Raw genomic sequence first — 12,097 nt, 5'->3', positions numbered from 1 at the left:
TTCACCCGCCCCCATTCCTCGCTTGCAACCCTGACCAGCCTCTCGGAATGGGGGCTGAACGTCAGCACCTGTCGCATTTCTATCTTGCTAAAAACGTCGCATCCCTAACTTGCTAAAACAAGCCATTGTTTTTATGGACGAATTCCGAATTCGCCTGTACAACCCATGGAACGCCAACTCCCTCATCACATCGCCCCTTTGCTCAATTTCCGCCATTCCCATGGCTCGACAAAGGTGCCTTGCCAGATGCCAGCCTTCCGACTTTGCGCATCTTTTTGAGCGCTTGAATATGCCCCCTTAGAATACATTGGCCAATCGAGAGCATGTCCACTCCGGACGAGCCACGTCGCGAGATCCTGTCCGAAGGTATTCACGCATGATGCGACGACCCGACTATATTGGTCGATATCGCGCTGGGCACATATGATTGGCTGAGCCTCATCCAGATAGCTGGCCAGCTTCATCGAACCGATTTGTCCGCATCGATACTCGCTGCCGGATGCATCTTTACATGTCTGCGCACCCTCTGGTGCGTCGATGCCCCAAATCCGAATACGCTGACCATGAATTTCGATTGTATCGGCATCAATGACGGATGCTCGTCCCGCTATCGATCCGCTGGGTTTCACAGGCTTTGTAACTGTCTTCGCGTCTGAAGGTGCGTAAAATGAAGACGATGAGGTCGTTCCTCTGGCCTTCGCACCGCCGAGTTCATACGTGCAAAGGGCTTCTGAAGGTGGAGAGCCGCAGTTCTGAGCCAGATTTCGAAAACTGGCACATTGTCCAGTCGCATGAACACGCCAACCGGGACCGCCTTTGCAGCCGCAGCCACGGCACTTGCCCGAAATCTGTGTGACTGGTCGCGATACCTGCTCAGCAGGCGGCTGCCAAGCCACGACCGATGCTGCCAAAATCAACCCCAACATGCCCCTGCCCCTTTTTCCTTCCCTCAGTCGTTGAAATGCACTTGAAGTGCCTGAAGCCTTCGTTTCATCTCGTCTTGTGAAAGCTGTGCAGCCACGATTTCGGCCTTCGCCCGGTTTCGTATTATCTCATCGTTGGTGAGAGGCTTCGACGTCGGCTTCACCTTGGCTGCCGATATTTTCGTTCCTTCGTCCTTTTTGGTCTCCGACTGTCTCTTTTGTTCCGGTTTTGTCGATCCTTTGATAATCTCCGACAGCAGAAAATAAACAAGACGTGGGTTCCAGAAGTCGCCGCTAGGCGTCTTTTTGCCAGCCTTATTCAGCAGCAACGAAACCCGCGCGGGTTTCCGCACCCCACCTTTTGCAAACGTCAGAATTGTAGGTTTTAGTTCCGCTGCGAGCTCCCGAAGGCGCTCCTTTGTGCCGCCCAGGAATGCTAAATCCTCGTTCCGGAGCTCAGGTCCCTTGTTCTCGTAACCGGAATTCTTCGTCGGCGGATCTCTGTCACGATGGTATGTACCACGGTTCATTGATCGCATTTTTGACTTCAAGCCCATGCCCTGCCCCCTAGACGTCAATTATTCGTCCGGATCGGTTCCCGCATAGCCGATCTGCATTCCTTTAGCGACTTCAGCGACTGCCCTTGCCGCATCGTCGGCCGACCAACCAGCTTCGACCGCATCGTCGATCAGGTTGCGGATACCTGGAACATCCTTGCCTGTCAGCGCGGCAGCTGCTTCGGCTTCCGACCCGCCCGACAGGGTAGCCTGTTCTATCAGGTCGGAAATCCCTAGAGAGACGGCTTCCTGACAATCTATATCGCGGTCTGGATAATCCCCTTCTTTCCGTAGCCCTAGCATTTCGGTTTCCTCCCAAGATTACCGCTATGTCGGCCGTCATTATTTCATTGAAGGGAGATAATTCAAGCTCAATAGCTAATGCAGTCGACCCTTTCCTTTCTCGTCCGTGATTTCCTTCCATAGCCCCGATCTCATCTGCTCCAGAATATGGTCCCCAACTGGTATAGGAATAGCCCTGACGATTTTGAGTTTATCGAGATCGATGGGTGTACCGCGGCGGTAGTAACGGGATCTGCTGCGCATCCAGCCTTCCTCCACACTGAATCCCATTAAAGGACTAGTCGTCACATAGGGATCATCGATAGACGGATGACCCTCAACCTGTCCTCGCGCACGCAAAAAATGGCCTGCCTGAATAATCCACCAGCCATCGAGAAATGGAGCGGCCGCCAGCGCATCATCTGATGGCTTGGTGACAGCCTCTTCAAGTAGTTTTTCAATATCCATTGTCGTTCCCCCTCACATCATCATCGAATTCGAAGTTTCGCGCTTCATGGCTTCCCCCCAAAATAAACCGATACATGCGGTCGAACTGGCGCAGGGAGCCGCCCTTGGCCGTGAAGAATGACTTCAAGGCACCGTATTCATCACCGTCCAGTGTTGGTAGGAACTCCGGAATGACTTCCATCTCGACAGCAATTCGCTTTCGCATCGATGCCAGAATAATGTCGAAGTACTCGACAGATGGGCTCGGAACGACGAAGATCTGAAAACGGTCGAGAAGCGCATCAGGCAAAGAATCCAAGCTGTTTGCCGTAGCAATCCACGTGACGTGTGAGAGATCGACATTGGTCATCAGACAGCCGTCGAAACACATTTCTGGATTACTGAGCATGCTGAGCAAGGCACCCGCTGCCGATCCATTTTGGCCACCGACGCGAACCCCCTTGTCGATTTCATCGATGATAAGACAGGCATCCGCGCTTTCGCTGGCATGGATAGCAAGAAATGTTGCAGACGGCCGTGATGCCGCCCAACCGCGATTGACGGAGGCAATGCCTGCGCTGTCGGCACTTCCCCCAACAGAAATCAGGGTTGGCTTATGCCCGAGAATCCCACCAACCCGCCGAGCAAGCGACGTCTTACCAGTTCCAGGTTCGCCAACAAAAAGCATAGGTTTCAGCTTCGGAACAGCCACACCAAGCGACCGCTGTAGTTCGAGGGCAACCTCAATGGTCTCTGCGATATTTAATGCCCATGGCCACTCTCTCTCAATTGCAGCTTGGAATTCACCCTTTTGAGGCATCACTCCCTTCAACGGAAGCGGAATTGCGATTGAGTTAACAAAACGCTTATGAATATTTTTATCTTCACCGGAGTCAGCATCACCGATTTCTTTCACAACGGTAATTTCGCGGGCCTTTTTAGGCGCGCTTTTACATGATTTTTTAACAGGACGAAGCTCAGGCTTGGATGGGTTCTCATCGAAGTCCATTGCGGCCAAAATTGCCTCCACGGACTCGTCGTGCCTATCATGAACCACGCGATGAGTTGGCCGCAGTCGAATTCCTTTTGCCAATTCCCGTTCCTTCTCCTTCCAACGCCTGATGGTGTTGATGTAGTCGGGCACCATTTCCAGACCGACTTTGACATCTGATTTTTTCCAGACCTGCAAGAAGGCATTGATTTCACTCAGATACAGCGAGAGCGCCTCAGCATTTCCGAAGCAGGCAGCGACCCACAGCAGGAAACAAGCGTATGACGTCAATGCCACAGCCTCGCAATCGCTGTCACAAATCAGTGATTCAGCGAGGTAGAGTTTAGCCTTATTGAAAGCGGCAGTGCCGTCTGACACTTCCATACTGACCGGATACACACTCGATGCAAATTAAACGCTTATTTGGGCAGTTTTTGACGATTAGGTTTCCGATATTTCCTGTCGTTTAATGCACCTGGGAACCGTTGGATGCCTCCTCCCGACGACACACACACCCGCTCAACTCGTTCGACCTTCGAAATATCATTCTAACCATCAGTTTTCCCGCCCTTGTCAAATTGTTTCGACTTTCGAAATACTAACTAGTCTATTACAAGCAAAACTGATGAATGCGGGGGGAATAATATGCAAGACAGGTATGCGGGCGACGTAGGCGATTATGTGAAGCTCGCTCTACTTCGACATTTAACGGCAGGTCGAAAACTCGGTATCGCTTGGTATCTCTACCCCGACGAAGGTCACAACGCTGATGGTCGCCATATAGGCTATCTCAGTCTGCCAGACCGCTGGCGACGTCTCGACCCGGAACTCTTCGATGCCCTGAAGACTATCGCAGACAACAAACGTTCCGTCCAAGCATTGCAGCAAACTGGGCTAATCGGCGACCTGTTCCATGGCACGCCGCTCACATCTGAAGCGTTGCCATGGCAAAAGAGGTCAACTTGGCGTCATGAATGGTTTCAGGATGTCGTCGCAAGCATGTCCGATGCCGACCTTGTCTTTGCCGATCCTGACAACGGGCTCGTTGATGACGACCCCAAGCGGCGCACGAAGGCCAAATTTGGAAAGTCGATAACTCTGCAGGAGGCGACCGCCCTCGCCCAAAATCGCCCCGCAATAATCTATCATCACAACACGCGGCGGCCTGGCGGACATGATCTGGAAGTCGAATATTGGCTAAGCCATTTTGATGATAGAGCGTTTGCGATACGTGCAAATGCTTATAGCTGCCGTACCTTTTTTGTGTTGAATCCAGATAACCATATCTTTGAACGTGCGCAGGAATTTTGCTATAAATGGAGCGAACGTGGGGTGCGTTTGCATATTGGGGGATGAATGCACGGGATTCTTTTATCTTTACCTATATTCGGTGTCCTTCTGCTGCCTGCTCTTGGCTCGGAAAGAAACCCAGACCATAACATATTTGCTATGACAAATAGTTGGTTTCATTTACAGGGTAAAGATAATGGAGAGTATACAATATATCGTAAATACACTCTAATAAATCCCTACTCCGAAAAACCCGTCCGAAACCATTTTCTACTGAATTGTTCGAATAGTAATATTTCTTCTTATCTGAATATTGTTCTTCCCATGGAAGTGGATTTTTCATCGATAATTGGTCGCAAGAATTTAAACATTAAAAAGATGCACTTCGATACAGTTGGCAATGATGGGACGACCGACTCTTTTGAGATTAGGGGCGAGGTGAAAGGTAATCACCTGTTCTTCGATTTTGAAGGGAAACAGCGACCGCAATTATACAAAGTTCTAACAGCCAAATCGGTGACCATGTTTTTAGGAGGCAACGAGAAGCCCCTTGAGTTCGTGATCGATGAGAATTTCATACTGCCTTCCATGGAAGACGATCAGAAGCGCATCCCATTCGATACCTGGATACGCAATATGGTTGATGGCAGCGGAGAACACTCTCGTCTGGTTCCTCAGTCAGAAGCCCCTTACAAATGTAAAGACATAGCCAAATGGGCATCGTCGACAGATAATAAGGGTAATAGCTCCAATGAATAAGGCTATCGAAATTGCGATTGCTGGATTACTGCTCATCAGCTCAACCAAAACGTCGCTTGCCAAGGAATGGTGGCAAGATACTTTCATTAAAGAAGGTAGCGGCATCTGTGAGGACAATGACAGCATTCGAACCTTTTCCGCCACCAAAATGGAAGGCTGGGAGACAAGCTGCAAAATAACAAAGCAACATAATATCAAGGATATCGATGCCATCATTCTTGATTATGAATGCGGTGGCAACGACCTGGACCCTGAAGTCACGAAACCGCGTGAATTGGTCGTAAAATTACAGGACGGCATCCGAATTTTCCCAAGCGGCGAAAAATTTCAGTATTGTGCTTCAATTAACCCCTACCTGCTGCCACAATATACACCGAAAGCCGATGATTGCCCCATTGATCGCAGTCTGATGCAATCCGACACCCGCTCCGATGGGACTTATCAAGTTCTTCAGTTCACAGAAGGCTACTTACAGGGGCGAGCCAAGCTCACAGGGTATAAAAACAATGAAGCCATATGGGCAACTAGACCCGACAACATGTGTTCGAATGGCGCAGTTATATGCAGAATGAGCTTTCGGACACGAGCAGGTGAAGAATATGAAGAGGCCTTCCAACCGCTATATGTCAATTCTCGTCCATGGGCCGTCTTCGCTGAACTCCGGCAAACTCTTTATATGAAAGAACGGGACGCAACTTATTACCGAAAGGCTTATGGCGGCATCGAGGTCAATTTCCTGAATGGATATAAGCCTGCCGCCGATGAGATGATTCTGCCAGAAAATGTGTATAAATTCTCCGGATGTAGCGCCCCTGAAACTCGCGCAGAATAGTCAATTCTCAAAGATGGATTTCAGTATACGCTTCTTAGGCGTCACTGCTCGCGTTGTTATTTGCTCCGTTTCCTCATATGATCGAGTTGTCTACGAGGGGCGAAATCATGGACACTCGATCTGTATATAGTATGCGCCGTCTCTGCCCATTGATTTTGGGTTTGCGCGTGAACTTTTGCGGTTTCGGTCATTCGATGAATGAGCGTATTTGTTACTCACAAATGAGCAAATTTTTGCTCTCATTCAATCGGCGTGCATATGCCCACGGCATCAGGGCGTCGATGTTTCTGACGAGGTGACCGTTGGCGAGGCTGGTGAAGAGATCGCGCAGATAGGCATAGGGATCGACGCCGTTCATCTTGCAAGTTTATACCGACCGGCGAACTATGCCGATTAATCAACTTTTTGCCAACGTTCCCTGCACCATAGCGGCTGGCTAGTCGGCATAGCTTAGGATCTCTCTGTCGCAATAGACGCGAAGGAGAGGACATATGAACACAACTGACTATTTGAATCGCAGTGCCCTTTACCGGAAGCTGCTTTACGGTCCGCATCGGGAGTTTGCGGGCATTTATGCCGCCAAAATGTCTGACGAAGGTTTGGGGCGGCAGTGCACGTGGCGCTCGCTGAGCCTGTTTCGAGACTTGATGGACTGGCATGTTGGCAATGGATATCCGCCACGGGATTTGAACGAAGCTTATGTCGATCGCTTTCTTGAGCATCGTTTCAAACACTGGAAGCCCGACACGGGCGATAGATCGGCGCTCCGCCGCTTGCTTTCTGCGTTACGGGAGAAAGGCTTAATACCAGCCGCACCTCCGGTTGAGCGCAACGAGCACGAGCAGATTGTCGATGTATTCGGAGCATATCTCTCGAATGAGAGAGGTCTCGCCGCCTCGACAGTTGGGAGCCACAAGCTTCTGTCACTTCGATTTCTACGGGAGGTTTGTCCTGTTGGCGCAGATGGGTTTGCAGCACTCACCCCGGAGATCGTTATCGGTTATGTCGAGCGACATGCACTTGACGGTTCCGCCGACAGTGGCAAAACCATGTGCGGGGTTGTGCGTGCCTTTCTGCGTTACTTGCATCTGAAGGGCTTCGTCTCGACGGCGTTGGCCGATTGCGTACCGTCCATCCGTCGCTGGCGACTTGCCGGCCTTCCAACATTTCTGCCGCCAGAGAAGGTCCAGAAGGTTCTCGATGCCTGTGATCGCACGACGGCAATGGGTCATCGCGACTATGCGGTTCTGATGATCCTTGCCAAGCTCGGTTTGCGCGCCAGCGAAGTTGCCACCCTCAATCTCGATGATATCGACTGGCAGTCGGGCACGATCCTCGTTCATGGAAAGGGGCGGCGGCAAGCGACTATGCCGCTACGTCACGACGTCGGAACAGCTATTGTGTCCTATATCCGGCATGGGCGTCCGCCATCAGCGTGTCGACGACTTTTCCTACGAACACTTGCCCCGCACGTGGGTTTTGCCTCTGGCTGCGCCATCACGTGGATCGCCAAGCAAGCACTCGAACGGGCAGGCATTGACGGCTATGCGCATCACGGTGCCCATCTTTTCCGCCACAGCCTTGCGACCGACCTTTTGCGGTCGGGCGCCAGCTTTGCCGAGATCGGCCAATTGCTCCGCCATCGAAGTATCGACAGTACAAGAATCTATGCCAAGCTCGATATCGAGAAGCTGCGTGATAGCCGAGTTCCTGAAGCGTTTGGAAAGGCTTTCCTATTATCTGCTTGTCACCAAAGCGGGCATCAATTCTCGTATCGAGCATTTCGTGGCTGTCATTGAAGAGATTGAAAAGGAGGAGTTTGACGGCTTCAGCGAGAGCATGGCAAGCCTCGGGCTCGACGACGATGAAAAGAAATCCTTCATCGCAGCACTCGATGGCGACATTTACAAGAAACTACCCAAAGCCCGTGCGGCTCTCATCCTACGCCTTGAAGCATTGAAATCGGATGGTTCAAAGAGGCTGGAATTCACAAACGTGTCTATTGAGCACATCTTGCCACAGACGCCGTCAGAAGAATCCGGATGGCTGGATATCTTTGCAGACACCGAACTGCGGGAAGATTGGACGCAACGATTGGCAAATCTGGTGCCGCTTCACATCCGCAAGAATCCAGCCGCTTCGAATTTTGATTTCGAAACGAAGAAGAATGTCTATTTTGCCGGAAATGACGGCACCGCTTCGCCGTTCGTGCTCACTCAGGAAGTCCGGTCATTGCCAGCTTGGACACCGGAGGTGCTGGAAGATCGCCAGCAAAAACTGCTCGACATCTTCGTTCGGCATTGGGGACTTCAACTGACCGAGCAACAGGAATTCTGATCACTTCTTCTCGGCGTCAGGTTTACGAGATCGCGTGCAGGACAGTTCTTTTTGAATGCACGCGATCTTTGGCGTCGAGCAAACCAATTCCCCGCTCTGCTGTGAGCAAGTGGTACACTGATCGGTAAAATCCATGCAGTCGGGGTTGGAGCTAGCGAACGCCTTGAACGAAACTCGCTCACTCGTCGGAGCTTTATTGGTTTCGTCAGGGAATGCAATTGACGGCATCATTGACACCGCCAAAAACGTCATTACGCACAGAGACGAACGCGAAATCATTGAGTTTTAACAACTTCCCCTTGATTATCACGGACGGCGAATGACGCAATAGTCGCCCAATCATACCGGACAAGTGATGTTGCTTTTACATTACCAAACGTGAATTCGGATTCCTTACGGGGTTCTAAATCATACTGCACATCTTTGCGATCAGAAGGATAGCCATCTACAAAACTTCCAATGCTCGGTGCGACGATCACATTCTGACGAAGATCATTGTTGATGGTGATCTTGATGCCGATGTCATTGAGATCGATCCCTGCCATCATATCTACTGCTCTGACGGCCTTCTGAACCTGCTCGTACTTGGCCTTGTCAAACTGTGCGATAACGAAAAACCCGTCGAGAGACTTACCAGTATCTGGAACCGATGTCTTCATTGCATTGAATTGCAAAAGATATTTAGCAGGTCGCAGCTGTTGGTCGTCTTGCGTGGTGAGAACCGTTGTCGCCTTGATGGTCATCCGATCCCGCATCGAACCTTGAATCGTCTCACAACCAGCCAGTGTGGCGGATTGGAACTGAGCGGCAACGGCTTTTACAATTTGATCACTCTTGGGGTCATTGCACTTTTTGGCGATGCCCATCTCGTAGACATTGATCGATATATCGACCGGAATGTCCTTTTTCGTTTCCAAGACCTCAAGAAGGTCACGAACATAAATCGTGCCGACGACTTCCTGTTTGCACGCAGAAAGGCCTGCTGCAATGCAGCAAGTGAGAGCTATTTTCTTAAACACGGAACACCCCGCCCCAAAATCAACTTACAGTTTCACCTTAGGAAATGGCCACACGGTCTTCAACAGAAAAAGAGAAGGCTCATCCAATTTGGATTCCCTTGTCTTGATAGGCATGTCAATACATAGGACGCAGATAAAGCGTAGACGGAATATGAGAAGACAGTTTTCCGTGCGTTACTAATCTTCTCAGTGAAGTAGAGCGTCAGAACGATCAATAGTCGCGCAACTTTCCATCTGGGTCCATATAAATATCATCCCCAACAGACCGGATCCTGGCCATTTCCGCCTCAATCTACATAAAGTGGATCCACTCGCCCAGTTGGTTGGCGACCGGGTATGTGGTCTCCTTCAGTTAGCGACGGTGCTTCAGGCCAGCTGTTGTAAGGGTTCTCAGTGTAAGAAATTGGGCCGACGACCTTTCGATTGTATGGTATCATTTCTACTACGTTGGATGTCCCGCACCCCATGCACTTCAGCCTTTTGATCACCCCAGCAGTAGCACATTCATCAGAAATTTCACTGAAGACTTCCCGTGCCGTCAGCATTCTTCCGCGCCCACATCCACACGTTACTTGCTTCGCCAAGCCGAGACGTTTCCACTCTCCAATCGTCGCTAGCCGAGCCTCATAAGACGCTATAACAACCTCCGCCCTATCGATGTCAGCCGTCACATCATCCTCCGGCGTTATGACATACGAGATCCGGGAGATCGCTTCGCTCAGGTTAACGGAGTTGACGAACTCACCCAAAATTTTGCGGCTACCCTTAGGCAACACATCATGAGCGATGTACATATTCCAGAGCGGCGTACTCCAGGGGTTTACGTTGCGTGATACGTGCACTGAATCGCACATAAGATGTTGCATCGTCCACTGTAGGTTCTCGTTCGTGTTCGCGTAAAAATGAGTGCGCTTCGCGACCGGAGCTTTGAAATGTTCTGGTTCCGAAATGTCGATTACCTCAAACATCCCGGTCAGGCGTTCCATCAGGGCGACTATCTGCCTTAACGTTCGGCCACCAAGAACAATGGTCTCTTCTGTGGGATTATCTATTTTTACGCTTCCCCGCATTCGGCAACTCCCGAAGTATTGCTAACCTATTTTTAGGCGCGAGGGCTGCGAAATGGTTTTGTTCCAGCCCTTTCATTATAATGATGATTATCCCAGCTAATAACATGCTGTCCATCATCGGGGTGCCGACGTCGACTATGATGGTATCAAAAGGTTACTACCGTGGGGACATGGAATTCGTCACACGGCAATTTTGACAGCTTTCACTCAAACGGATTCCAACAACCCACATCTAACGGCGCGAAGTGCTTTAGGTTCACCGTCAACAGCTCCAGATCGTGAGCTTTCGCCGTAGCAGCAATCAGGACGTCAGCAAGTCCAGGATTGCGCCCAATTGATGTCGCCTCGGCTTCCAGAACACCTGCAACGCGGGCAACATGAGAATCTATCGGCAGTACTTTTTCACCGAACTCGGTCAGCAGCTTTTCCAACCACTCAACAAGATCCGATGCCCGTCTGGATTCGCCTCGGTTTGCCAGAGTTAGCTTGGAAGCTCCCTTCTGGATTTCTTGCACCGTCATCGCTGACAGATATAGGCTATCGGCGTTGTCTTTGAACCACGACGCCATCTCCGGTGACAATGGCGGCCGACCAGGTGCAAAAGCCGATATCACAGACGTGTCCAGCAGATACCCGTTCAATTTGATTTCTGACATGCTCAAAACTCGAAGTCTCTACCTGCTGACGTATTTCTCTCGAATTCAACGCCTTCGCCTGGGAAAGACATCAGGAAGTCAGCAAAGTTCGGCTTCTGCGACATCCACTTTTCAGCCAAAGCAAGTGGCACAATCACAGCAGCTGGCTTCCCATGCTTGGTGATAGTCACGCTTTCACCATGCTGAGCCGCATCCACCAGTGCCGAAAGCTTGGTCTTCGCATCTCGAAGATTGACACTTCTCATGGCAGCGCCCTCCTGTCGGCTAATTTCGATGTGACCACATGTAACCACAATTAATGACGGTTTCAAGGCCATTGCGATTTGCAAGAAACAAATGCCTTGTGGCTTGCAAGAGACAAGAACACAATATGGATATTCTCAATAAAAATGGAGAGCGCATAGGAAAAGGAGTATTCGAAAATGCAACCGACACTGACCATTGAGCTAGATGAAAAGATCGCAAGAGAAGCTGTAAAAGGTATCTTGCATCAAATTTCTTACACCAGAAACCAGCTTTACAACGGTGTTCGGGTCAGGTTGAAACGTGCAACCAAGACTTTCGACATTAATATACTCCACTTCGATACGACTGCGATCACCATGGTCATGAGATCGTATGGCGCGTTAGAAGATATGCTGCGCGACTACTGCCACGTCGACAGTCAGGCAGACAAAAAAGACATTTTGGACGATATCGAAGAAAGACTGATCTGCACGCCGACCTTCAGCACGTACGCCGAATTCAGGGCATGGTTCATGAAGCGCGCCGACTATCGCGACATCCATGGCACTGTTACCTTAACCTAAGTGCAAACATCAGTTGCGATAACGGGTGATGACCGAACCTCGTTCTTCGCTTTACCGCCGCCATCGTTATCCATCTGAGATTATTGCAGAGGCGGTGTGGTTGTATTTCCGCTTTCCGCTAAGCT

The 12,097-nt window shown here is 50.4% G+C and carries 15 protein-coding genes and 2 pseudogenes; 7 read left to right on the top strand and 10 right to left on the bottom strand.

What is annotated here, in order from left to right; translation table 11 throughout:
• Positions 1-185: 185 nt before the first annotated feature.
• The 5 genes from ACS5UA_RS22470 to ACS5UA_RS22450 all read right to left on the bottom strand — a co-directional run bounded on the left by ACS5UA_RS22470 (position 186) and on the right by ACS5UA_RS22450 (position 3,584).
• A complete protein-coding gene (locus ACS5UA_RS22470) occupies positions 186-926 on the bottom strand; it encodes a thermonuclease family protein (RefSeq protein ID WP_305403591.1) in 741 nt (246 codons plus the stop codon).
• Between the two features lie 23 nt (positions 927-949).
• A complete protein-coding gene (locus ACS5UA_RS22465; RefSeq protein ID WP_305403589.1) occupies positions 950-1,480 on the bottom strand; it encodes a hypothetical protein in 531 nt (176 codons plus the stop codon).
• A gap of 21 nt (positions 1,481-1,501) precedes the next feature.
• Positions 1,502-1,783, bottom strand: a complete 282-nt coding sequence (locus ACS5UA_RS22460; RefSeq protein WP_305403587.1) for a hypothetical protein — start codon at positions 1,781-1,783, stop codon at positions 1,502-1,504.
• Between the two features lie 75 nt (positions 1,784-1,858).
• Positions 1,859-2,230 carry a DUF6634 family protein gene (locus ACS5UA_RS22455; protein ID WP_305403585.1) on the bottom strand — a complete coding sequence of 124 codons (372 nt, stop codon included), beginning with the start codon at positions 2,228-2,230 and terminating at the stop codon, positions 1,859-1,861.
• Positions 2,220-3,584, bottom strand: a complete 1,365-nt coding sequence (locus ACS5UA_RS22450) for an AAA family ATPase (RefSeq protein WP_305403583.1) — start codon at positions 3,582-3,584, stop codon at positions 2,220-2,222. The genes ACS5UA_RS22455 and ACS5UA_RS22450 overlap by 11 nt, the downstream gene beginning before the upstream one ends.
• A gap of 261 nt (positions 3,585-3,845) precedes the next feature.
• Here ACS5UA_RS22450 and ACS5UA_RS22445 point away from each other — a divergent pair, with 261 nt between their 5' ends.
• From ACS5UA_RS22445 to ACS5UA_RS22435, 3 genes are read left to right on the top strand one after another with little or no spacing between them, the layout of a single operon-like run.
• On the top strand, positions 3,846-4,556 hold the full coding sequence (locus ACS5UA_RS22445; RefSeq protein WP_443101865.1) for a hypothetical protein: 711 nt from the start codon (positions 3,846-3,848) through the stop codon (positions 4,554-4,556).
• A complete protein-coding gene (locus ACS5UA_RS22440) occupies positions 4,557-5,249 on the top strand; it encodes a hypothetical protein (protein WP_305403579.1) in 693 nt (230 codons plus the stop codon). It begins immediately after the preceding gene.
• Positions 5,242-6,081, top strand: a complete 840-nt coding sequence (locus tag ACS5UA_RS22435) for a hypothetical protein (protein ID WP_305403577.1) — start codon at positions 5,242-5,244, stop codon at positions 6,079-6,081. Before ACS5UA_RS22440 ends, ACS5UA_RS22435 begins: the two co-directional genes overlap by 8 nt.
• Before the next feature lie 211 nt (positions 6,082-6,292).
• Here ACS5UA_RS22435 and ACS5UA_RS22430 read toward each other — a convergent pair.
• Positions 6,293-6,448 (bottom strand): annotated as a pseudogene (locus ACS5UA_RS22430) (transposase domain-containing protein); the annotation flags it as partial.
• 124 nt (positions 6,449-6,572) lie between these two features.
• Between ACS5UA_RS22430 and ACS5UA_RS22425 the strand changes: the two are divergent.
• Positions 6,573-7,880 carry a site-specific integrase gene (locus ACS5UA_RS22425; protein ID WP_443101864.1) on the top strand — a complete coding sequence of 436 codons (1,308 nt, stop codon included), beginning with the start codon at positions 6,573-6,575 and terminating at the stop codon, positions 7,878-7,880.
• Positions 7,867-8,418: an HNH endonuclease family protein gene (locus ACS5UA_RS22420; protein WP_305403572.1), complete on the top strand. Its 552-nt coding sequence runs from the start codon at positions 7,867-7,869 to the stop codon at positions 8,416-8,418. The genes ACS5UA_RS22425 and ACS5UA_RS22420 overlap by 14 nt, the downstream gene beginning before the upstream one ends.
• Before the next feature lie 275 nt (positions 8,419-8,693).
• Here the strand turns inward: ACS5UA_RS22420 and ACS5UA_RS22415 are convergent, their stop codons facing one another.
• The 4 genes from ACS5UA_RS22415 to ACS5UA_RS22400 form a co-directional block, all read right to left on the bottom strand.
• Entirely contained in the window at positions 8,694-9,437 is a 744-nt protein-coding gene (locus ACS5UA_RS22415) for a DUF7424 family protein (protein WP_094515840.1), read from the bottom strand.
• Between the two features lie 287 nt (positions 9,438-9,724).
• A complete protein-coding gene (locus tag ACS5UA_RS22410) occupies positions 9,725-10,507 on the bottom strand; it encodes a hypothetical protein (RefSeq protein WP_443101863.1) in 783 nt (260 codons plus the stop codon).
• A gap of 203 nt (positions 10,508-10,710) precedes the next feature.
• Positions 10,711-11,163: a type II toxin-antitoxin system VapC family toxin gene (locus ACS5UA_RS22405; protein ID WP_305403567.1), complete on the bottom strand. Its 453-nt coding sequence runs from the start codon at positions 11,161-11,163 to the stop codon at positions 10,711-10,713.
• A 2-nt stretch (positions 11,164-11,165) separates the two neighbouring features.
• Entirely contained in the window at positions 11,166-11,408 is a 243-nt protein-coding gene (locus ACS5UA_RS22400) for a type II toxin-antitoxin system Phd/YefM family antitoxin (protein WP_151648428.1), read from the bottom strand.
• A gap of 177 nt (positions 11,409-11,585) precedes the next feature.
• Here ACS5UA_RS22400 and ACS5UA_RS22395 point away from each other — a divergent pair, with 177 nt between their 5' ends.
• Together ACS5UA_RS22395 and ACS5UA_RS22390 are read left to right on the top strand one after the other, a co-directional pair.
• Entirely contained in the window at positions 11,586-11,972 is a 387-nt protein-coding gene (locus ACS5UA_RS22395) for a hypothetical protein (RefSeq protein ID WP_443101862.1), read from the top strand.
• A 28-nt stretch (positions 11,973-12,000) separates the two neighbouring features.
• Positions 12,001-12,097: pseudogene (locus tag ACS5UA_RS22390) on the top strand (IS6 family transposase); the annotation flags it as partial.

Source organism: Brucella sp. RRSP16 (genome assembly GCF_052246815.1).
Classification (GTDB): domain Bacteria; phylum Pseudomonadota; class Alphaproteobacteria; order Rhizobiales; family Rhizobiaceae; genus Brucella; species Brucella intermedia.
This window is presented reverse-complemented; position numbering and strand designations above follow the sequence as displayed.